Source organism: Streptococcus sp. Marseille-Q5112 (genome assembly GCF_916700555.1).
GTDB classification, from domain to species: domain Bacteria; phylum Bacillota; class Bacilli; order Lactobacillales; family Streptococcaceae; genus Streptococcus; species Streptococcus symci.
The window spans coordinates 21625-42825 of sequence record NZ_CAKAKP010000007.1 but is presented as its reverse complement, the minus strand read 5'-3'; the positions used below and the strand labels follow the sequence as shown (position 1 = coordinate 42825).

Annotated in this window: 19 protein-coding genes and 1 riboswitch; of the genes, 14 read left to right on the top strand and 5 right to left on the bottom strand. The window is 41.1% G+C overall.

Going from position 1 to position 21201, the window contains the following annotated elements; genetic code table 11:
• Positions 1 to 149: 149 nt before the first annotated feature.
• Both lepB and rnhC read right to left on the bottom strand, forming a co-directional pair.
• A complete protein-coding gene (gene lepB, locus LG372_RS06255; protein WP_084864825.1) occupies positions 150 to 764 on the bottom strand; it encodes a signal peptidase I in 615 nt (204 codons plus the stop codon).
• Positions 765 to 767: 3 nt separating this feature from the next.
• On the bottom strand, positions 768 to 1649 hold the full coding sequence (rnhC, locus tag LG372_RS06250; RefSeq protein WP_225742376.1) for a ribonuclease HIII: 882 nt from the start codon (positions 1647 to 1649) through the stop codon (positions 768 to 770).
• An 86-nt stretch (positions 1650 to 1735) separates the two neighbouring features.
• Here rnhC and zapA point away from each other — a divergent pair, with 86 nt between their 5' ends.
• The 8 genes from zapA (at position 1736) to LG372_RS06210 (ending at position 13158) form a co-directional block, all read left to right on the top strand.
• Entirely contained in the window at positions 1736 to 2038 is a 303-nt protein-coding gene (zapA, locus tag LG372_RS06245) for a cell division protein ZapA (protein WP_020901580.1), read from the top strand.
• Positions 2035 to 2583, top strand: coding sequence for a CvpA family protein (locus LG372_RS06240; RefSeq protein ID WP_042751665.1), 549 nt, complete (start codon positions 2035 to 2037; stop codon positions 2581 to 2583). The genes zapA and LG372_RS06240 overlap by 4 nt, the downstream gene beginning before the upstream one ends.
• A gap of 209 nt (positions 2584 to 2792) precedes the next feature.
• Positions 2793 to 5129, top strand: a complete 2337-nt coding sequence (locus tag LG372_RS06235; protein WP_225742375.1) for an endonuclease MutS2 — start codon at positions 2793 to 2795, stop codon at positions 5127 to 5129.
• A 184-nt stretch (positions 5130 to 5313) separates the two neighbouring features.
• Positions 5314 to 7134 carry a DNA methyltransferase gene (locus tag LG372_RS06230; RefSeq protein WP_225742374.1) on the top strand — a complete coding sequence of 607 codons (1821 nt, stop codon included), beginning with the start codon at positions 5314 to 5316 and terminating at the stop codon, positions 7132 to 7134.
• A 3-nt stretch (positions 7135 to 7137) separates the two neighbouring features.
• On the top strand, positions 7138 to 9780 hold the full coding sequence (locus LG372_RS06225) for a DEAD/DEAH box helicase family protein (protein ID WP_225742373.1): 2643 nt from the start codon (positions 7138 to 7140) through the stop codon (positions 9778 to 9780).
• Between the two features lie 185 nt (positions 9781 to 9965).
• Positions 9966 to 10054: riboswitch (glycine riboswitch) on the top strand.
• Between the two features lie 90 nt (positions 10055 to 10144).
• Entirely contained in the window at positions 10145 to 11467 is a 1323-nt protein-coding gene (locus LG372_RS06220) for an alanine/glycine:cation symporter family protein (RefSeq protein ID WP_225742372.1), read from the top strand.
• A gap of 131 nt (positions 11468 to 11598) precedes the next feature.
• The gene (locus LG372_RS06215; RefSeq protein ID WP_000206768.1) at positions 11599 to 12147 is read left to right on the top strand and encodes a carboxymuconolactone decarboxylase family protein; all 549 of its coding nucleotides are present in this window, start codon (positions 11599 to 11601) and stop codon (positions 12145 to 12147) included.
• Positions 12148 to 12258: 111 nt separating this feature from the next.
• Complete coding sequence (locus tag LG372_RS06210) at positions 12259 to 13158, top strand: TDT family transporter (protein ID WP_225742371.1); 900 nt, start codon at positions 12259 to 12261, stop codon at positions 13156 to 13158.
• A gap of 24 nt (positions 13159 to 13182) precedes the next feature.
• Here the strand turns inward: LG372_RS06210 and serS are convergent, their stop codons facing one another.
• The 3 genes from serS to LG372_RS06195 all read right to left on the bottom strand — a co-directional run bounded on the left by serS (position 13183) and on the right by LG372_RS06195 (position 16409).
• The gene (gene serS / locus LG372_RS06205) at positions 13183 to 14457 is read right to left on the bottom strand and encodes a serine--tRNA ligase (RefSeq protein ID WP_225742370.1); all 1275 of its coding nucleotides are present in this window, start codon (positions 14455 to 14457) and stop codon (positions 13183 to 13185) included.
• A gap of 213 nt (positions 14458 to 14670) precedes the next feature.
• Positions 14671 to 15042, bottom strand: coding sequence for a DUF956 family protein (locus tag LG372_RS06200; RefSeq protein ID WP_225742369.1), 372 nt, complete (start codon positions 15040 to 15042; stop codon positions 14671 to 14673).
• A 2-nt stretch (positions 15043 to 15044) separates the two neighbouring features.
• Positions 15045 to 16409 (bottom strand): aspartate kinase, encoded by a 1365-nt coding sequence (locus LG372_RS06195; RefSeq protein WP_225742368.1) that lies wholly within the window; start codon positions 16407 to 16409, stop codon positions 15045 to 15047.
• 210 nt (positions 16410 to 16619) lie between these two features.
• On the opposite strand from LG372_RS06195, the gene LG372_RS06190 reads away from it, so the two are divergent.
• The 6 genes from LG372_RS06190 to fabD all read left to right on the top strand — a co-directional run bounded on the left by LG372_RS06190 (position 16620) and on the right by fabD (position 21199).
• Complete coding sequence (locus tag LG372_RS06190; RefSeq protein WP_225742367.1) at positions 16620 to 17405, top strand: enoyl-CoA hydratase; 786 nt, start codon at positions 16620 to 16622, stop codon at positions 17403 to 17405.
• Positions 17406 to 17498: 93 nt separating this feature from the next.
• Positions 17499 to 17933 carry a MarR family winged helix-turn-helix transcriptional regulator gene (locus LG372_RS06185; RefSeq protein ID WP_000386356.1) on the top strand — a complete coding sequence of 145 codons (435 nt, stop codon included), beginning with the start codon at positions 17499 to 17501 and terminating at the stop codon, positions 17931 to 17933.
• Entirely contained in the window at positions 17933 to 18907 is a 975-nt protein-coding gene (locus tag LG372_RS06180) for a beta-ketoacyl-ACP synthase III (protein WP_225742366.1), read from the top strand. Before LG372_RS06185 ends, LG372_RS06180 begins: the two co-directional genes overlap by 1 nt.
• A gap of 59 nt (positions 18908 to 18966) precedes the next feature.
• Positions 18967 to 19191, top strand: coding sequence for an acyl carrier protein (locus LG372_RS06175; protein ID WP_000257838.1), 225 nt, complete (start codon positions 18967 to 18969; stop codon positions 19189 to 19191).
• 117 nt (positions 19192 to 19308) lie between these two features.
• The gene (gene fabK / locus LG372_RS06170; RefSeq protein WP_225742365.1) at positions 19309 to 20283 is read left to right on the top strand and encodes an enoyl-[acyl-carrier-protein] reductase FabK; all 975 of its coding nucleotides are present in this window, start codon (positions 19309 to 19311) and stop codon (positions 20281 to 20283) included.
• Complete coding sequence (fabD, locus tag LG372_RS06165) at positions 20276 to 21199, top strand: ACP S-malonyltransferase (protein WP_225742364.1); 924 nt, start codon at positions 20276 to 20278, stop codon at positions 21197 to 21199. The genes fabK and fabD overlap by 8 nt, the downstream gene beginning before the upstream one ends.
• The last annotated feature ends 2 nt before the right edge of the window (positions 21200 to 21201 follow it).

Here is a 21201-nt window from a genome sequence, read left to right as displayed (position 1 = left end):
GTACAGCCTGCGGCTAGCTTCCTAGTTTGCTCTTTGATTTTCATTGAGTATAACTTTGTTTCTATCCTAGTTAGACTGGGTAGAGAATAATCATCTTCTTACGATAGAAGAAGAGGCTGAGATTCTTGATTCTCGGCCTCTTAGGTCTCTTAAAATGTTCCGATACGGGTGATTGGCCAGAAGCGGAATTTAGCTTCCCCTGTGATATCTTTTGCTTTGAAGGTACCTACGTGGCGGCTGTCGCTCGAAACCAAGCGGTCATCTCCGAGGAGAAGGTATTCTCCTTCTGGGACAGTAAAGCTAAAATTGGTGTTGTAGTTGACATCAACTGTGAAGGCTTGGGCTTTTTCAGCAATACTTCTAAAGAAAGTTCCTTTATTTCCTTCAAAACCCTTGCCTGAATAGGTGCTTTGGAGTTTGTCATTCTTGAAACGTTTGATGTAGTCAGCTAGATAAGGTTCGTCCGTCTCTTTGTCATTGATGTAAAGTTTATCGTTTTCGTAACGGATGGTGTCACCAGGCATTCCAATCACACGTTTGACAATGTCCTTATTGCCATCTTCCTCATGGGCAACCACGATATCAAAACGGTCAATAGGGAGATGCTTAACAACAAAGAGGATTTCGCCATCCGCTAGGGTAGGATCCATAGAATGCCCTTCTACGCGAACATTGCTCCAAAAAAAGATACGACTTAAAGCTAGTAATGACAGAATTAGGAGGAACAATCCCCACTCTTTTAAGAAATGTTTAAATGAATTCATAACTTACCTTTCTAAGCGTTTTTTCGCTTTTTCAGTATTTTTAAAGTGCAGTTTGGCGCAGAAATTGAGTCCTTGCATACCATAGGCCTGCAAAATCTGGCTAGCAACATTATCAGAAGCCGTTCCAGCTCCACTTGGAAGTTGATAGCCCAGTTCTCGTCCCAGATTTTCAAGATTTTCCAGAAAGAGATCACGCGCAATGATAGAAGAAACTGCGACAGCCAAGTATTTGCCCTCAGCCTTTTCTTCTAAGCTGATAGGATTGCTGAAACGATTGGCCTCTTGTGCCAAGTACTTGTCATAATTTTTAGCACTGGTAAAGGCATCAATCACAATTTTCTCAGTCTGAATGCCTTTTTGAAGAAGGAGATAGATAGCCTGGTTATGGAGGGCAACTTTAACCGAAACAGCGTTGTAGCGGTCTCCGATGACCTCGTTGTACTTGCTTGGTGAGAGAAGCAGTGCCTGATGTTGGATTTTTTCCTTGAGGATAGGGGCGATCTGACGGATTTTTAGGTCGGTCAGAGTCTTAGAATCCCCTACACCGAGTTTTCGTAAGAAGTCATGCTGGTCTGGAGTGACAAAGGAAGCCACAACTGCAAGTCCACCAAAGTAGGAACCATTTCCCACCTCATCTGTCCCAATCAAAGGGAGATTTTGTCCGCTGTTTTCCTCTACAACTTGATAGCCAAAGAAACTGGCGTATTTCTCAGCTCCTTCACCCTGAAGCAAGACCTTTCCAGAAGTATAGATAGAAACCGTTGCTTGAGGTAGTCTCAAAAAGTAGCGGATATAGGGATTCTTGCTGGGAGCCAGACTGGTTTGATAGTGTTCAAGAAAAGCCTGAATCTCCTTTTCACTTGGTGTGAGTGTTATACTTGCCATAGTTTCTATTGTACCATAAAAGCAGGTAAATTTGTAAAAACTGACAAAATTAGCGAATTTTGGTATAATATCGTGAGGTGAATTTTATGGCAAATCTAAATCGATTCAAATTTACATTCGGGAAAAAATCATTAACCTTGACAAGCGAGCATGATAATCTCTTTATGGAGGAAATCGCTAAGGTTGCGACAGAAAAATACCAAGCAATTAAAGAACAAATGCCTAGTGCAGACGATGAAACAATCGCTCTTTTGTTGGCAGTCAACTGTTTATCAACTCAGCTCAGCCGTGAGATTGAATTTGATGATAAGGAGCAAGAATTAAAAGAATTGCGTCACAAGCTTGTGACTTGCAAGCAAGAACAGAGCAAGATTGAGGATTCCTTATGATTTCAATCCTTCTTCTATTGGTCTTGGCTTGGGGATTTTATATCGGCTATCGGAGAGGCCTGCTCTTACAGGTTTATTACCTGATTTCAGCCATGGCATCGGCTTTTATGGCTGGCCAGTTTTATAAGGGGCTTGGAGAGCAATTCCATTTGCTGGTCCCTTATGCAAATCCGCAGGAAGGACAGGGAACTTTCTTTTTCCCATCGGATCAACTCTTTCAGTTGGATAAGGTCTTTTATGCAGGGATCGGTTACTTGCTTGTATTTGGGATTGTCTATAGTATCGGTCGTTTACTTGGTCTCCTCTTACACTTGATTCCTAGTAAAAAGCTTGGTAGTAAGTTGTTCCAAGTTTCAGCAGGTATCTTGTCCATGTTGGTGACCTTATTTGTCTTACAAATGGCCTTGACAATCTTGGCGACCATCCCCATGGCAGCTATACAAAATCCTCTTGAAAAGAGTATCGTCGCAAAACACATCATCCAGAGCATACCAGTAACAACCAGTTGGCTCAAACAAATCTGGGTGACAAATTTAATCGGATAAAAAGGGCAGGAGTTTTCCTAGCCCTTTGTTTACAGATTTGACTCGAATCTATCAGAATGTAAAAAGCTACCACACCTAATACTCAATGAAAATCAAAGAACAAACTAGGAAGCTAGCCGCAGGCTGTACTTGAGTACGGTAAGGCGACGCTGACGTGGTTTGAATTTGATTTTCGAAGAGTATAGACATTCAAAGACAAGGAAATAACGATGAACAAGAAAATATTAGAAACATTAGAGTTCAATAAGGTCAAGGCTTTGTTTGAACCCCATTTGTTGACCGAGCAGGGCTTGGAGCAATTGAGACAGTTGGCTCCGACTGCCAAAGCGGATAAAATCAAACAGGCTTTTGCTGAGATGAAGGAAATGCAGGCTCTTTTCGTCGAGCAACCGCATTTTACTATTCTTGCAACCAAGGAAATCGCAGGAGTCTGCAAGCGGTTGGAGATGGGAGCGGACCTCAATATCGAGGAGTTCCTACTCTTGAAGCGCGTACTTCTTGCTAGCCGAGAACTGCAAAGTTTTTATGCTAATCTGGAAAATGTCAGCTTGGAAGAATTAGCCCTTTGGTTTGAGAAATTACATGATTTTCCGCAATTACAAGGAAATCTCCAAGCCTTTAATGATGCAGGTTTCATTGAAAATTTTGCCAGTGAAGAATTGGCGCGCATCCGTCGAAAAATCCATGATAGCGAGAGTCAGGTACGCGATGTCTTGCAAGATTTGCTCAAGCAAAAAGCGCAGATGTTGACAGAAGGAATCGTTGCCAGTAGAAATGGCCGTCAGGTTCTACCTGTCAAAAACACCTACCGCAATAAGATTGCAGGTGTCGTTCATGATATTTCTGCTAGTGGAAATACCGTCTATATTGAACCCCGTGAGGTGGTCAAACTGAGCGAAGAAATTGCCAGTTTACGAGCAGATGAGCGCTATGAAATGCTTCGCATTCTCCAAGAAATTTCTGAACGTGTCCGCCCTCATGCGGCTGAGATTGCTAATGACGCTTGGATTATCGGTCATCTGGATTTGATTCGTGCCAAGGTCCGCTTTATCCAAGAAAGACAAGCAGTCGTCCCTCAGCTGTCAGAAAATCAGGAGATTCAACTGCTCCATGTCTGCCACCCTTTGGTCAAAAATGCCGTCGCAAATGATGTCCATTTTGGTCAAGATTTAACAGCCATTGTCATTACAGGTCCCAATACAGGTGGGAAGACTATCATGCTTAAAACTCTGGGATTGACGCAGGTTATGGCTCAGTCTGGTTTGCCAATTTTAGCAGATAAGGGAAGTCGTGTTGGTATTTTTGAAGAAATCTTTGCCGATATTGGCGATGAGCAGTCTATTGAACAGAGCTTGTCTACCTTCTCTAGCCACATGACCAATATTGTGGATATTCTTGGCAAGGTCAACCAACATTCACTCTTACTCTTGGATGAGTTGGGAGCTGGTACAGACCCTCAAGAAGGAGCTGCTCTTGCCATGGCTATTCTGGAAGACCTTCGCCTGCGTCAAGTCAAGACCATGGCGACGACCCACTATCCAGAGCTCAAGGCCTATGGTATCGAGACAGCTTTTGTGCAAAATGCCAGCATGGAGTTTGATACTGCAACTCTACGCCCGACCTATCGCTTTATGCAGGGAGTGCCTGGTCGAAGCAATGCCTTTGAAATTGCCAAACGTCTAGGCCTATCTGAGGTTATCGTAGGGGATGCCAGCCAGCAGGTCGATCAGGACAATGATGTCAATCGTATCATTGAGCAACTGGAAGAGCAGACGCTAGAGAGTCGTAAACGCTTGGACAATATCCGTGAGGTGGAGCAAGAAAATCTCAAGATGAACCGAGCGCTCAAAAAACTCTACAATGAGTTCAATCGTGAAAAAGAAACCGAGCTTAATAAGGCGCGTGAACAGGCTGCTGAGATTGTGGACATGGCCCTAAGTGAAAGTGACCAGATTCTCAAGAATCTCCATAGTAAATCCCAACTCAAACCCCATGAAATCATTGAAGCTAAGGCCAAGCTGAAAAAATTGGCTCCTGAAAAAGTAGATTTATCTAAAAATAAGGTTCTTCAAAAGGCTAAGAAAAAACGAGCTCCAAAGGTGGGAGATGATATCGTGGTGCTCAGTTATGGCCAGCGTGGTACCTTGACCAGTCAACTCAAAGATGGCCGCTGGGAAGCCCAAGTTGGCTTGATTAAGATGACTTTAGAAGAGAAAGAATTTGACCTCGTTCAAGCCCAGCAAGAAAAGCAAGTCAAGAAGAAACAAGTCAATGTTGTGAAACGGACATCTGGTCGTGGCCCACAAGCCAGACTGGATCTTCGAGGTAAACGCTATGAAGAAGCCATGAATGAGCTAGATGCCTTTATAGACCAAGCCCTGCTTAATAATATGGCTCAAGTTGACATCATCCATGGTATTGGAACAGGTGTTATCCGTGAAGGTGTCACCAAATATCTACAAAGAAACAAACATGTCAAGAGTTTTGGCTATGCCCCACAAAATGCTGGAGGCAGTGGTGCGACTATTGTCACTTTTAAAGGATAAGAAAAGCCTGAGGAAATACAAGATTCCTCAAGCTTTTTTATCATTTCTTTTAAACATGCTCAAATATGCTATAATAGAACTAGAAAATTGAATAAAACCGAAGGGTATACCCTTCCTTTATATATACATATAAAGGAATACTATCAGCTCTTCACAAATTTTAAGTGAGAAGGAGATTCCGTATATGAAACATGAATTAGAGCAGGTTCTCTCTAAAAATCCTAAGTTTTTAGTGGATGGTGTGCTAAATAAAAATAAGCTGGCTGAGCTGGCACGGCAGTACAGTCCTGACTTACTCAATCAGTTGAGTAGTAATGAAAAAATGACCAATCATTTCTTTTCAAAGCTACAAAATGGGGTATTGGTCTTTAAAAAAGATATCTTTTTGCAATTTCTAAATAACAAGGAGTTCTTGCCTGACAGCTTTACAGCCTACAAAACAAAAATAGGTCTTGGGACGCCAGACAGAAACTATCTTTCTGAAAATAAAGAAGTTGTGCTGAATTTTCCTTATAAAGATTGTGTGCTTGAGGGAGGGCAAACCAAGGACGATGTGAAACGTCAAGAGATTTTCTTTAACGAGACCCTTGCTCCAGCGGAAATCAATCGCTTGCTGGACGAGAAGGTGTTGAGCAATTTCAAGCGTTATGATAAAGATGGTGAACATAACGTGGAAGAGATAAAAGATACTGATAATCTTATCATCAAAGGGAATAATCTTATCGTTCTGCATAGTTTGAAAAAACGATTTGCCGGGAAAGTGAAGCTCATCTACATTGATCCGCCTTATAATACTGGAAATGATAGTTTTAAATATAACGACAACTTTAATCATTCTACTTGGCTAGTATTTATGAAGAATCGCCTTGAAGTTGCTAAAGAATTATTAACAGACGATGGCGTTCTTTATGTCCAATGTGATTTTAATGAACAGCCATATTTGTCTGTTTTGCTAGATGGTATATTTAAACGAGAAAATCATGTTAATACAATTATTTGGAGAAAACTGCTTAGTGCGAAGAAACAAAGCACTTATCTTTCGAATGTGACAGAGTATATTTTGGTTTATAGAAAAACATCATTAGCGACTGTCAATCAATTATTTACAGCTTCGGAAACTGAAAAAGATTTCAAAAATTATCCTTACATAGAAGATAGTACAGGACGTAGATATGGGAGTTTCGATTTTACTCAAAAAGGCGCCGGAGAACCTAAGATGTTTAATGGTGTGATGCTGACACCTCCTAAAAACAAACATTGGATTTGGACGCAAGAGAAGATTGATGAAGGATTAAAAAATAATCTAATTATCTTTACTAAAAATGGTACTCCTAGGGTGAAGAGATATTTGGATGAAAAAGAAGGTAACCCGTTATCGGATTTATGGTCGGATAATGATGTTAAAATAATTTCAGCGAATGATAATCAGCGCATAGAAGAATTTGATGGTCAAAAACCAGAAGCGCTAATAAAACGCATATTGGAACTTTCTTCGGATAAAGGGGATATCGTTTTAGATTACCATTTAGGAACGGGCACAACTGCAGCTGTCGCTCACAAAATGAACCGTCAGTACATTGGTATTGAACAGATGGATTACATTGAGACGGTTTCAGTTGAGCGATTGAAAAAAGTAATTGACGGTGAACAGGGTGGCATTTCTAAAGACGTCAACTGGACTGGTGGTGGTTCATTTGTTTACTGTGAACTGAAAAATGACGCCCAGGAATTCAAAAATACAGTCTTAGAGGCAAGAGATCCTGAAACTCTATCTCAACTATTTGAACAGGCTAAAAAGTCTTCGTTCCTCTCTTATCGTGTCGACCCTAAAAAGTTGAAAAAGTCAGAGTTCGAAAAACTTTCACTAGCTGAACAAAAACAAGTCTTGCTGGAGTTGGTGGATAATAATAACCTATACGTCAACTACTCCGAGATAGAAGATAGCGACTATGACATCTCAGAAAATGAGAAAAAGCTCAATCGTGCTTTTTACGGAGAGGAGTAAGTGATGGCTTTTGTGTATGAAATTTATAAGCAAGCTAGTGAAAATGGCTTCATTGACTTTAAGGCAAGCATTCCAGACTACATCACGCAAAATCTGAAATTTCCACTGCGTCCTTACCAGAAAGAGGCGGTAGGGAGGTATCTCTACTACAAAAGGGATGAGAACAATCGAAAAAAACCAGAACAAGTCCTCTACAATATGGCGACAGGTTCAGGAAAAACTTTGCTGATGGCAGCGATTATCCTTGAAAAATTTAAACAGGGTGAACGGAATTTTATTTTTTTTGTGAATAACGACAATATTCTTACCAAGACAAGGGCAAACTTCTTGCCTAATGAGATGGGAAAATACCTGTTTGCGGATAAAATAACGATTGATAATCAAGTGGTGGGAATACGTGAAGTGACAGATTTTTCCGATAGTCAGCCTGATAGTATCAATATTGTTTTTACAACCATTCAAAAACTTCACCAAGATTTAAACACTCCAAGGGAAAATCGCTTAACTTATGAGCAATTTGAAGATTTGTCGCTTGTGTTACTGGCAGATGAGGCCCATCACTTGAATGCTGGACTCGGTAAGAAAGAAAAAGATGAGAACGACAGCTGGACGGCGACGATTGAAAACATTCAAAGTACAGCCCGTAAATCTTCTTTATTTGAATTTACAGCAACCATTGACTTAGCAAATCCAGATATTGCCAAAAAATATGAAAAATCTTTGATTTTCAAGTATGATTTGAAAGAGTTCCGCTTGGATAAGTACTCTAAAGATGTTCTTTTCCACTTAGTAGATAATGAACTTCCAACTCGTATGTTGCAGTCAATCATTATCAGCCAATACCGCAAGAAAATCGCCTTGAAACATGGCATCAACCTCAAACCTTTGGTCTTGTTTAAGTCGCAAAAAATTGCTGAAAATAAAGGAAACTTAGAGGCTTTTTTGGATATGTTAGCCAATCTGTCAGTAGAACAAGTACAGTCTCAAAAAAACTTAACTGCAAATGATGAGGAGCAAAAAAATATCTTGGAAAAAGCATTTGCTTTTTTTGAGGAGTCTGGACTTTCTTTTCAAGATTTAATTGAGGAATTGCAGGAAGATTTTCGCCGTGAACGCTTACTCGTGATTGATGGGAAAAACAAGACTAGCAACAATTTAGTGGAGTTGAATACTCTGGAACTCCCTTCAAATGAAATTCGTGCTATTTTTGCAGTTGATATGCTCAACGAAGGCTGGGATGTTTTGAATCTTTTTGATATTGTTCGCCTTTACGATATTCGTGATGGTAAGACAACAAAGAACGGTTTTGTCGCAGGGAACACTACCAATGCAGAAAAGCAACTCATTGGTCGTGGTGCACGTTATTATCCCTTTGTGATTGATAATCAAATCGAGGAGAAGTTCACTCGTAAATTTGATGAAAATGAAAACAATGAACTTCGTGTCATAGAACAGCTTCATTATCATTCTGCCAATAATCCTCGCTATATTTCTGAATTAAAGCAAGTCTTGCGTGAGTCTGGAATTTTTGATGATGTCAATTTAGAAGAGCGTGAATTAAAGCTAAAAGAGTCTTTCAAACAAACACGAACCTATATAGAGGGTCTTGTTTGGATGAATAAACGTCTTTCTTATCAAGAATATGTCGAACAACGACAGGAAAGTTTGTTGGATACCTCTTTCATTCCTAGTTCCTTTGAGGTCAGTTTACCGACTTTCAACACAAGAGATTTTGAAGCTTTCTCAGAAGATGATATTTTTGCGACTGATTCGACAAACACCTTAAATTTCGAGTTTGGAAAAGAAATTACTTCCAATATTGTTCGAGCAGCTATCAATCGCAATAAACAGTATACCTTTAAAAACTTACAGAAAGCTTTCTTTGGCTTGAGTGGTGTATCTGCCTTCATCGAAATGCTTTCAAAAGTTAATATTATAGTAGAATCTTCTTTATCACAAATAAGTGAGTTAACTTCAGACCAGAAACTCTATATTGCAGAACAGCTTTTATATAGCATTGAAAAAGATATCGTTCCAACTGAAGAGCGCTTTTATGGTTCAGCTAACTTTGAATCTGTTCCTGTACGTGAAGTTTTTGAAGAGAATATTTTGAGAAAGTATACTGTTAATGTAAATGGGAATGCAGAGTTTGGACGGTCACAAAAAACCAAGTCTGAAACAGAGATTTTTGAAAATATCGATCAACTAGATTGGTATGCCTATGATGATAACTTTGGAACAAGCGAGGAGAAATATCTGGTGCGTGCTATCCGTGAATTGATGAATGATTTGCAGGAAAAGTGGTCTGATATTTATCTTTTGCGAAATGAGAAAGCAGTGAAAATCTATAGTTTTGATGAAGGGTGTGCTTTTGAGCCTGACTTTATCTTGCTTGCAAATGATAAAAAAGTTGGAAATACTTCTTGGCAGATTTTCATTGAGCCAAAAGGAAGTCAATTTTTGGATAGTAATAATACCTTCAAAAATAGTAAAGAAGGCTGGAAAGAGAAATTCTTACTGCAAATTACTGAAAGAGATGAGGCAAGAACTTTGTTGGACGATGAACGTTATCGTATCGTCGGTCTTCCTTTCTTTAATAATGAGATGAGCAGAGAAGTTGTAAATAGTAATTTAAAAGATTTATAGCGTAAATTGGGGAGTTTATGATTTCGAAAATCATTACCAAGTTTAGTTAACTGAGTCAAATAAGAATTTCCCAAAACACATTGACAAAAGCCAACATTTTTTGTAAAATAAGAATCAATTAAATACCAACACCGAATGAAGTTTAATAGAAGTGGCGAATCGTTTGATTTTCCATGACTGTAAATGGACGGAACTCTGGAGAGACCGTAAAGGCACCGAAGGGGCAAGGCAGGCAACTGCTCAAACTCTCAGGTAAAAGGACAGAGCTAGGATAGACCGCTTTTTAGCATTTATCTAAGCATTCCAGAGTACATGTATCTTGCATGTGCTCTTTCTTTTGGGGTTGAAAAGATAGGAGAAGGAAATGTTAGAATTGCTTAAATCAATCGATGCTTTTGCTTGGGGACCACCCCTCTTGATTTTATTGGTCGGGACAGGGATTTACCTAACTGCTCGTCTAGGACTCTTGCAGGTTTTGCGTCTCTCTAAGGCCTTTCAGCTTATTTTTATCAAGGATAAGGGGCATGGGGATGTATCCAGTTTTGCGGCCTTGTGTACAGCCCTGGCAGCGACAGTTGGTACGGGAAATATTATCGGGGTGGCGACAGCTATCAAGGTCGGTGGACCAGGAGCCCTCTTTTGGATGTGGATGGCGGCTTTCTTTGGAATGGCAACCAAGTATGCGGAAGGTTTATTAGCTATTAAATACAGGACTAAAGACGATAACGGTGCTGTTGCAGGGGGTCCCATGCACTATATACTTTTGGGTATGGGAGAAAAGTGGAGACCACTTGCCATCTTTTTTGCTATAGCAGGTGTCTTAGTAGCTTTGTTGGGAATCGGGACCTTCACCCAAGTCAACTCGATTACAGAATCTATCCAAAATACAACGACTATTTCGCCAGCTATCACAGCTCTCGTTTTGTCTGTCTTAGTAGCGATTGCTGTCTTTGGCGGACTCAAGTCCATCTCTAAGGTTTCAACTACTGTTGTTCCTTTTATGGCTATCATTTATATTTTGGGAACTCTCACAGTTATTTTCTTTAATATCGGGAAACTCCCAGCTACAATCACTCTAATCTTGACATCAGCCTTTAGTCCTGTTGCTGCGGTAGGTGGATTTGCTGGTGCTAGCATTCGAATGGCTATTCAAAATGGTGTGGCGCGTGGTGTCTTCTCAAACGAATCTGGTCTGGGTTCTGCTCCCATTGCAGCAGCTGCGGCTAAGACAAATGAACCGGTAGAGCAAGGCTTGATTTCCATGACAGGAACCTTTATTGATACTCTCGTTATCTGTACGCTGACTGGATTGACCATCTTGGTAACTGGTGTTTGGAGTGGTGATTTGAATGGGGTTGCCTTGACTCAGTCAGCCTTCTCAACAGTCTTTTCACACTTTGGGCCTGCCCTCTTGACCATCTTCCTTGTACTCTTTGCCTTTACGACGATTCTAGGTTGGAACTATTATGGAGAACGCTGTTTCGAGTTCCTCTTCGGTGTTCGCTTTATCTGGCTCTACCGTGTGGTCTTTGTGCTCATGGTCTTGTTGGGAGGATTTATCGAGTTGGATATGGTTTGGATTATCGCAGATATTGTCAATGCCTTGATGGCTCTGCCGAACTTGATTGCCCTCTTGGTCTTGTCGCCAGTCGTCATTGCTGAGACTAAAAAGTATTTTGATAAATAATGGAATCACACACCGCGTGTGATTTTTTGCTTTCATAAAAAATTTTTATCAGTGCAATTTAAAATATATATTATGCAAGGTATAGAATCTGTGATAGACTAGGTTTCAACAAAATGAAAAGAGGTTTTATGATGACAACATTTACAATTCATACAGTCGAATCAGCACCAGCAGAAGTAAAAGAAGTTCTTGAAACAGTAGAAAAAGATAACAATGGCTATATTCCCAACCTAATTGGACTCTTGGCTAATGCACCTACTGCCTTAGAAGCCTACAGAACTGTCGGAGCTATCAACCGCCGCAATAGCCTGACACCTGTTGAGCGCGAAGTGGTGCAAATCACGGCAGCCGTAACTAATGGTTGTGCTTTCTGCGTCGCAGGTCACACAGCCTTTTCAATCAAACAAATTCAGATGAATGATGACCTTCTTCAAGCCCTTCGTAATCGCACTCCGATTGAAACAGATCCCAAATTGGACACCCTAGCTAAGTTTACCTTAGCGGTTATCAATACCAAGGGTCGTGTAGGAGATGAAGCCTTGGCTGAGTTTCTAGAAGCTGGCTACACTCAACAAAATGCCTTGGATGTGGTTCTTGGTGTCAGCCTAGCAAGCCTCTGTAACTATGCCAACAATCTAGCCAATACACCAATTAACCCAGAATTGCAACCTTATGCTTAATTCATATCTGAGTAAAAAATGAAGTCTGAAATAATCGGACTTCGTTTTTTTAATCCCTCAATTAAGCGCTTTTATGCTATACTGAAACTAACATGATTATTGGAGGTTAGGATGAAAAAACTCCCCTTGGTATTTTCTGGTTGTTTGCTAGGTTTGGCAGGAGCTGGAAATCTTATTTTAGATACGTTGCCGGTTCTGTCACATCTTTTTAGTCTGACAGGTTTGATTTTGTGGATATTCTTTCTGCTTCTTCATCTCTTTAATTGGAAGGAAACTAAGCAGGAATTGACCAAGCCCCTACTTTTGTCAGGAATGGCCACCTTTCCTATGGCTGGGATGATTTTATCGACTTATGTCTTTCGAGTCTTCCCTCATTTTCCTTTGGTTGCTCAAGGGCTCTGGTGCTTTTCATTTCTCTTGGATGTGGCTCTGATTGCTGGCTTCACTATCAAATTTGCCTATCCGGGTCGGAGGGTTCATGCGACTCCTAGCTGGACGGTACTTTATGTGGGGATAGCAGTGGCTGCCTTGACCTATCCTCTGGTAGGCATCATCGAGATTGCCTATGCGACATTGAGTTTTGGTTTTCTCTTGACATTCTATCTCTATCCCCTTATTTATAGCGATTTAAAGAAACATCCGCTCCCACTAGCCATGCTTGGACAAGAAGGAATCTACTGTGCTCCTTTCTCCCTACTCTTGGCTTCCCTGGTTCGAGTTGGAGGAGCCAGCCTACCGACTTGGCTCTTGATTGCCATGATTTTGGCTTCTCAAACTTTCTTTTTCTTTGTTTTGACTCGCCTGCCAAATATTTTAAAACAAGGTTTTCAACCAGCCTTCTCAGCCCTCACCTTCCCAACCATTATCACAGCTACCTCGCTCAAGATGGCTCAGGGAATCTTGAAACTTCCATTTTTGGATTATTTGATACTGGCTGAAACCGCTATTTGCTTAATTATTTTAGTCTTTGTGTTAGGCGCTTATCTGAATTGGTTACGAAAAAAGGTCTAGCTAGAAATAGCTAAACCTTATTTTTTATGGTTTGATAACTTCAGCTCCACCCATGTATGGACGAAGTGCTTCTGGGATAGTCACAGAACCATCTGCATTTTGGTAGTTTTCAAGAATAGCAGCTACTGTACGTCCAACTGCAAGTCCAGAACCGTTCAAGGTGTGGAGCAATTTAACCTTGCCATCTACTTCATCACGGTAACGGATTTGGGCACGACGAGCTTGGAAATCTTCTGTGTTTGAACAGCTTGAGATTTCACGGTAGGTATTTTGCGCTGGGATCCAAACTTCCAAGTCGTAAGTTTTGGCAGCTGAGAAGCCCATATCTCCAGTAGAGAGAGCAACGACACGGTATGGAAGGTTGAGTTTTTTAAGAATGTTTTCAGCGTTGGCTGTCATTTTTTCCAATTCTTCGTAAGATTCTTCTGGTTTGGCAAATTTAACCATTTCAACCTTGTGGAATTGGTGCAAACGAATCAAGCCACGAGTATCACGACCAGCTGAACCAGCCTCAGAACGGAAAGAAGGACTCATAGCAGTAAAGTAGATTGGTAGGTCTTTACCGTCAAGGATTTCATCACGGTAGTAGTTTGTCAGAGGAACTTCTGCTGTAGGAATAAGGACATAATTGCTGTCGCTGAGTTCAAAAGTATCTTCCTTGAATTTTGGATATTGACCAGTTCCAAACATAGAGTCATGGTTAACCATGTAAGGCGTGATGACTTCCGTATAGCCTTCTTTTCCATGTTCATCCAACATAAAGTTGTAGATAGCACGTTCCAAACGAGCACCGAGTCCTTTATAGAAGAGGAAGCGAGCTCCTGTTACCTTACCACCGCGTTCCCAGTCAAGGATACCAAGGTCTTCACCAAGATCCCAGTGGGCTTTTGGCTCGAAGTCAAACTCGCGTGGAGTACCCCAACGGCGAACTTCCACATTGTCATCTTCGTCAGCCCCAACAGGAACGCTGTCAGCTGGGATATTTGGAAGAGTAGTGGTAAATTCTGTCAATTTAGCATCGATGTCTGCCAATTCAGCGTCCAAAGCTTTGACTTCAGCAGATAGAGTTTGCATGGCAGCAATCTTGTCATTTGCATTTTCCTTATTACGCTTAGCTTGGGCAATCTCAGCAGAAACTATGTTACGTTCTGCCTTGAGAGTTTCAACCTTGACCAAGATGTCGCGACGTTTAGCGTCGATTTCTTTCATTTCATTCAAGACAGCAGCATCTACACCACGTGTAGCCAATTTTTCTGCGACAGCATCAAAGTCTGTACGAATACGTTTGATATCTAACATAAGAACTCCTTTATGAAAAAAGCACACCTGACAAAGCGCTGGAGTGGCAGGGCCACGGTTCCATCCAACTTCACAGGTGTGCACTTGATTGTGTATGCAATTGTTACTAACGGTAGAATTTCACCTATCCCTCCTATCTGCTCGCAGCACCCGCAGACTTTCTGAAAGAAGAAGATAACCTACTTATCCGTTGCTATGATTATACTAAAGTTTCTACTTTTTTGCAAATAGATTTTTAAATTTTTGCCCAATGGTCTGAATCAGGGTCGGAAGTTTGACGACCTTGTCATTGCCCAGTTTTTCGTGTGCAATTTTGAGAATAGCACCTGAGTCTTTTGAAGCAAAGAGGAATTTTCCTCTGTCTGTAAAGACTTCGAAGTGGCGACTGATTTTTCGACCAGTGACATTGGCTCCAATCTGGTTGATATGGCTCCAAGGAATCTGGATAAATTGTTCAACATTGACATCTGGGTAAAATTCCAGAGCCTGATCTCCGACAAGGAATTTCCCAACTTTCCCAGCTATAGAGAGGTAGGAGGTGCCTGTCGTATTGAGGAGCACTGTTTTGTTAAGTGATTGAGCCATGCTTAGTCTTCCTTACTTTCACCGAAAAAGGCATTGTAGAGGGCTTTAATAGCTGCTTTCTCTTGGTCCTTATGGACAACAAACATAATAGACACTTCACTAGAACCTTGAGACATCATCTGGATGTTGATCTTGTTTTCAGATAGAGCGCGTGTCGCAGTAGCAGTTACTCCGATGTGACTCTTCATCTTTTCGCCAACAATCATAATGATTGAAAGGTCGTGCTCGATTTCTGCATGGTCTACTTCAGCTTTTTGCACCAACTGACGAAGGATTTCTTCTTCCTTGATAGGAGTTAGTTCACGAGAACGGAGAATGATTGAAAGATCGTCGATACCTGTTGGCATATGTTCCCAACCGATGTTAAGATCTTCAAGGATTTGAAGAACCTTGCGTCCAAATCCAACCTCACGGTTCATGAGGTATTTCGACATGTTGATGCTGACAAAGCCAGAGTCACCAGCAATTCCCACAACTGGAAATTCATCACTACTATGTTTTAGAACGATACGAGTACCTGGATGATCAGGATTGTTGGTATTCTTGATAACCAGAGGAATTTTTCCACGGTAGGCAGGTAGAAGGGCTTCGTCATGAAGGACTGAGAATCCTGCATAGGCCAACTCACGCATTTCACGGTAGGTCAACTCAGGAATCGAGTGTGGTTGGTGGATAATACCAGGGTGAGCCGCAAAGATACCATCAACGTCTGTAAAGTTTTCATAGAGGTCTGCCTTAACACCGGCAGCAATGATAGAACCTGTAATGTCTGATCCTCCACGTGAGAAGGTACAGATTTGATTTTCCTTAGTAACACCAAAGAAACCAGGAATGACAAGGACTTCATTTGCATTTGTCAATTCCTCAATCTTGTCATAGCTTGATGGAATGATGCGAGCGTGACCAGGTTCACTTGTGACCACAATACCAGCTTCTCTAGGGTGCACATAGCGTGCATCGATCCCGTTTTGATTAAAGTAGGCAGCAATCAATTTAGCATTGTTGTTTTCACCCGCTGCTAGGAAAGTATCGTAGAGAAATTCATTTTCATCAATAGGAAGAGTGGCTAAGGCGCGAATGCTTTTTGAAATTTTTTCTAGCACAGTTGGTTTAAGACCTAATTCACTAACCATAGCAGCATAGCGGTCGATAATCCAGTTTTGACTCTTACTAATATCGTTACCAGCAACATAGTCGCGGTAGTATTTAATCAAGGCATCCGTAACTTTAGTATCTTCAGCATTGCGTTTACCAGGCGCAGAAACGACGACAAAACGACGCTCTGAATCGCTTTTGACGATGTTTAAAACTTTTTCTAATTGACTAGCAGAGGCAAGAGAGCTACCTCCAAATTTAACAACTTTCATAAGAACTCCTAAAGTAAGTATTTTATACGATTATAGCAGAAAGAAAGCCTTTTTTCAATGAAGAAAATAAGATGCTTTCTAGTATAAAGCGAGCCTTTCTAATCGGCTGAGACACTTTCAGTTGATTTTTTCTTGCTTTCTGATTTTAAAAAAGATATACTTTGAAAATAAAATAATTTAAACTGCTTATAAAATAAAAAAGGAGTCCTGATGGAACACATTATTTATCAGCTTGAAGAGGATTTGGCAATCATTACCTTGAATCGTCCTGAGGTCGCAAATGGTTTTCATATTCCTATGTGTGAGGAGATTTTAGAAGCTCTGACTTTGGCAGAAGAGGATCCGGCTGTGCATTTTGTCTTAATCAACGCGAATGGCAAAGTCTTTTCAGTTGGGGGAGATTTGGTTGAGATGAAGCGAGCAGTCGATGAGGATGATATTCCATCATTGACAAAAATCGCAGAATTAGTCAATACTATTTCTTATAAAATCAAGCAAATTGCAAAGCCTGTCTTGATGGAGGTTGATGGGGCTGTTGCAGGTGCCGCAGCGAATATGGCTGTTGCGGCAGATTTCTGCATTGCTACGGATAAGGCTAAATTTATCCAAGCCTTTGTTGGAGTTGGCTTGGCTCCAGATGCAGGAGGGATTCATCTCTTGAGCCGAAGTATTGGTGTGACACGTGCTGCTCAATTAGCCATGACAGGAGAGGCTTTGACAGCAGAAAAAGCTCTAGAGTGGGGTGTGGTTTACCGCATTTCTGAAGCTGATAAGTTAGAAAAAACCAGAGAACAGCTTCTTAAAAAATTAAGACGTGGTTCAAGCAATTCCTATGCTGCCATCAAGAAGTTGGTTTGGGAAAGCCAATTTAAAGATTGGCAAGATTATGCTACTTTAGAACTGAACCTTCAGGAGTCACTAGCGAAAACAGAGGATTTCAAAGAGGGAGTTCGGGCTCATTCGGAAAGAAGACGACCTAAATTTACAGGAAAATAAAAAAATACTTGCACCATTCTTTGAACTTTGATATAATTCTTTTGTCAAATGTTTTGATTCTAAAAGTTTTTTTGAAAAGGAGGGAAGGAAAGATTGGACTACCAACGAATTAATGAATATTTAACGTCTATATTTAACAATGTCCTCGTTATTGAGGAAGTTAGCTTGAGGGGTAGTCGTTTCAAGGATATCTCCATCAAAGAAATGCATACGATTGATGTGATTGGAAAAGTTCCAGATGTGACACCAAGTCAAGTGTCAAAAGAGTTGATGGTGACTCTTGGGACAGTTACGACTAGTTTGAATAATCTCGAACGCAAGGGTTACATTGAACGCATTCGTTCAGAACATGATCGACGTGTAGTGCATCTGCATTTGACAAAGAAAGGTCGCTTGGTTCATAGACTACATAAACGCTTCCACAAGGCTATGGTTGAAAAAATCATTGATGGTATGAGTAAGCAAGAGATGGAGGTTATGAGCAAAGGTTTGACCAATCTTTATCAATTTTTGGAGGATTTGAGATAATGGCTTTTGCAAAAATAAGCCAGGTTGCTCATTATGTGCCAGAGCAAGTGGTTACAAATCATGATTTGGCTCAGATTATGGATACCAATGATGAGTGGATTTCAAGTCGGACGGGAATACGACAAAGGCATATTTCAAGAACAGAATCTACTAGTGATTTGGCTACAGAAGTTGCCAAGAAACTAATGGCAAAAGCTGGAATCACAGGAGAGGAGTTAGATTTTATCATCCTATCTACCATTACTCCTGATTCGATGATGCCCTCTACAGCTGCTCGTGTTCAAGCTAATATTGGTGCTAATAAAGCCTTTGCTTTTGACCTAACAGCTGCTTGCAGTGGATTTGTATTTGCTCTTTCAACTGCTGAAAAGTTTATCGCTTCTGGTCGCTTTCAAAAAGGCTTGGTGATTGGTAGTGAAACCCTCTCTAAAGCAGTCGATTGGTCAGACCGATCAACAGCTGTTTTGTTTGGAGATGGTGCTGGTGGTGTCTTGTTAGAAGCTAGCGAGCAAGAGCATTTCTTGGCAGAGAGTCTCAATAGCGATGGAAGTCGCAGCGAGTGTCTGACGTATGGACATTCAGGCCTACATTCTCCATTTTCAGATCAAGAAAATGCAGATTCATTTTTGAAGATGGATGGGCGTGCGGTCTTTGATTTTGCCATTCGAGATGTAGCCAAGTCTATCAAACAGACTATTGATGAATCTCCTGTAGAGGCGACAGACCTGGATTATCTGCTACTTCATCAGGCTAATGACCGTATTTTGGATAAAATGGCTAGAAAAATCGGTGTTAACCGAGCTAAACTTCCAGCCAATATGATGGAATATGGCAATACCAGTGCAGCTAGTATCCCGATTTTACTTTCAGAGTGTGTAGAACAAGGTCTCATCCCTTTAGATGGTAGCCAGACTATTCTTCTATCAGGCTTCGGTGGAGGTTTGACATGGGGCACGCTCATTCTTACAATTTAGGTAATCATGTGGTGAACACATTGTTATAAAAAAACTATTTATTTTAAAGGAGTCCTATCATGGCAGTATTTGAAAAAGTACAAGAAATTATCGTTGAAGAACTTGGAAAAGACGCATCAGAAGTAACACTTGAATCAACTTTTGATGACTTGGACGCAGATTCATTGGACTTGTTCCAAGTAATCTCAGAAATCGAAGATGCTTTTGATATCCAAATCGAAGCAGAAGATGACTTGAAAACAGTTGGTGACTTGGTTGCCTACGTTGAAGAGCAAACAAAATAATCAGAATATAAGATAGAAGGAGTAGGGAAACCCGCTCCCTCTTGTTTAGGCAATAGTTTGATTGTCAAATTATGACGGTATCGAACTATTACGTAAGCAAGAAACGATGGAGGCACTATGAAAACGCGTATTACAGAATTATTGAACATTGATTATCCTATTTTCCAAGGAGGAATGGCCTGGGTTGCTGATGGTGATTTGGCAGGAGCTGTTTCCAAGGCTGGAGGACTAGGGATTATCGGTGGGGGGAATGCCCCTAAAGAAGTTGTCAAGGCAAATATTGATAAAATCAAATCATTGACTGATAAACCCTTTGGTGTCAACATCATGCTCTTGTCTCCATTCGTGGAAGATATTGTAGACCTCGTTATCGAGGAAGGGGTTAAGGTAGTTACAACAGGCGCAGGAAATCCAAGCAAATACATGGAACGTTTCCATGAAGCTGGTATTACGGTTATTCCTGTTGTACCGAGTGTTGCCCTAGCTAAACGCATGGAAAAAATCGGTGCGGATGCCGTTATTGCAGAAGGAATGGAAGCTGGGGGGCATATCGGTAAATTAACAACCATGACCTTGGTGCGCCAGGTTGCTGCTGCTGTATCTATTCCTGTTATTGCTGCAGGAGGGATTGCGGATGGTGAAGGTGCTGCGGCTGGCTTTATGCTAGGTGCAGAAGCTGTTCAGGTTGGAACTCGCTTTGTCGTTGCAAAAGAGTCTAATGCCCATCCGAATTACAAGGCGAAAATTTTAAAAGCTAGAGATATTGATACTACGATTTCAGCTCAACACTTTGGACATGCTGTTCGAGCTATTAAAAACCAATTGACTCGTGATTTTGAAAAAGCTGAGAAAGATGCCTTTAAGCAAGAAAATCCAGATTTGGAAATTTTTGAACAAATGGGAGCAGGTGCTCTAGCCAAAGCGGTTGTTCACGGAGATGTGGATGGTGGTTCTGTTATGGCAGGTCAGATCGCAGGACTTGTTTCCAAAGAAGAAACAGCTGAAGAAATCCTAAAAGATTTGTATTACGGAGCAGCTAAGAAAATTCAAGAAGAAGCCTCTCGTTGGGCAGGAGTTGTAAGAAATGACTAAAACAGCCTTTTTATTTGCTGGTCAAGGTGCCCAGTATCTAGGTATGGGACGGGATCTCTATGATCACTACCCTATTGTCAAAGAAACGATTGATCAAGCAAGTCAGGTGCTCGGTTATGATTTGCGTCATCTTATTGATAGGGAAGAAGAAAAACTCAATCAGACTCGCTATACGCAACCAGCTATTTTAGCAACTTCAGTTGCTATCTATCGTTTATTGCAAGAAAAGGGCTATCAGCCTGACATGGCTGCTGGTTTGTCTCTTGGAGAATACTCTGCCCTAGTGGCCAGTGGCGCCTTGGATTTTGAAGATGCGGTTGCCTTGGTAGCTAAGCGTGGAGCCTATATGGAAGAAGCGGCCCCTGCTGGTTCTGGCAAGATGGTAGCAGTTCTCAATACGCCAGTAGAGGTCATTGAAGAAGTCTGTCGAAAAGCTTCTGAACTTGGAGTGGTTACCCCAGCCAACTATAATACACCTGCACAAATCGTGATTGGTGGAGAAGTGGTTGCAGTTGATCGAGCTGTTGAACTCTTGCAGGAAGCAGGAGCTAAACGCTTGATTCCTCTCAATGTTTCAGGACCTTTTCATACCGCTCTCCTTGAGCCTGCTAGTCAGAAACTGGCTGAAACACTAGCTCAGGTAAGTTTTTCAGATTTCACTTGTCCCCTAGTTGGTAATACAGAAGCTGCAGTTATGCAAAAAGAAGATATAGTTCAACTCTTGACGCGTCAGGTCAAGGAACCAGTTCGTTTCTATGAAAGTATTGCAGTTATGCAAGAAGCAGGAGTAACCAACTTTATCGAGATTGGCCCAGGGAAAGTCTTGTCAGGCTTTGTCAAAAAAATTGATAAGACAGCTAAACTAGCCAATGTTGAAGATCAGGCGAGTTTGGAAGCCTTGCTAGAAAACGAGTAATC

What these genes read in the sequence shown, in the direction of transcription:
- lepB (WP_084864825.1), bottom strand. Translation starts at nt 764, where the DNA reads ATGAATTCATTTAAACATTTCTTAAAAGAGTGGGGATTGTTCCTCCTA.
- rnhC (WP_225742376.1), bottom strand. Translation starts at nt 1,649, where the DNA reads ATGGCAAGTATAACACTCACACCAAGTGAAAAGGAGATTCAGGCTTTT.
- zapA (WP_020901580.1), top strand. Translation starts at nt 1,736, where the DNA reads ATGGCAAATCTAAATCGATTCAAATTTACATTCGGGAAAAAATCATTA.
- LG372_RS06240 (WP_042751665.1), top strand. Translation starts at nt 2,035, where the DNA reads ATGATTTCAATCCTTCTTCTATTGGTCTTGGCTTGGGGATTTTATATC.
- LG372_RS06235 (WP_225742375.1), top strand. Translation starts at nt 2,793, where the DNA reads ATGAACAAGAAAATATTAGAAACATTAGAGTTCAATAAGGTCAAGGCT.
- LG372_RS06230 (WP_225742374.1), top strand. Translation starts at nt 5,314, where the DNA reads ATGAAACATGAATTAGAGCAGGTTCTCTCTAAAAATCCTAAGTTTTTA.
- LG372_RS06225 (WP_225742373.1), top strand. Translation starts at nt 7,138, where the DNA reads ATGGCTTTTGTGTATGAAATTTATAAGCAAGCTAGTGAAAATGGCTTC.
- LG372_RS06220 (WP_225742372.1), top strand. Translation starts at nt 10,145, where the DNA reads ATGTTAGAATTGCTTAAATCAATCGATGCTTTTGCTTGGGGACCACCC.
- LG372_RS06215 (WP_000206768.1), top strand. Translation starts at nt 11,599, where the DNA reads ATGACAACATTTACAATTCATACAGTCGAATCAGCACCAGCAGAAGTA.
- LG372_RS06210 (WP_225742371.1), top strand. Translation starts at nt 12,259, where the DNA reads ATGAAAAAACTCCCCTTGGTATTTTCTGGTTGTTTGCTAGGTTTGGCA.
- serS (WP_225742370.1), bottom strand. Translation starts at nt 14,457, where the DNA reads ATGTTAGATATCAAACGTATTCGTACAGACTTTGATGCTGTCGCAGAA.
- LG372_RS06200 (WP_225742369.1), bottom strand. Translation starts at nt 15,042, where the DNA reads ATGGCTCAATCACTTAACAAAACAGTGCTCCTCAATACGACAGGCACC.
- LG372_RS06195 (WP_225742368.1), bottom strand. Translation starts at nt 16,409, where the DNA reads ATGAAAGTTGTTAAATTTGGAGGTAGCTCTCTTGCCTCTGCTAGTCAA.
- LG372_RS06190 (WP_225742367.1), top strand. Translation starts at nt 16,620, where the DNA reads ATGGAACACATTATTTATCAGCTTGAAGAGGATTTGGCAATCATTACC.
- LG372_RS06180 (WP_225742366.1), top strand. Translation starts at nt 17,933, where the DNA reads ATGGCTTTTGCAAAAATAAGCCAGGTTGCTCATTATGTGCCAGAGCAA.
- LG372_RS06175 (WP_000257838.1), top strand. Translation starts at nt 18,967, where the DNA reads ATGGCAGTATTTGAAAAAGTACAAGAAATTATCGTTGAAGAACTTGGA.
- fabK (WP_225742365.1), top strand. Translation starts at nt 19,309, where the DNA reads ATGAAAACGCGTATTACAGAATTATTGAACATTGATTATCCTATTTTC.
- fabD (WP_225742364.1), top strand. Translation starts at nt 20,276, where the DNA reads ATGACTAAAACAGCCTTTTTATTTGCTGGTCAAGGTGCCCAGTATCTA.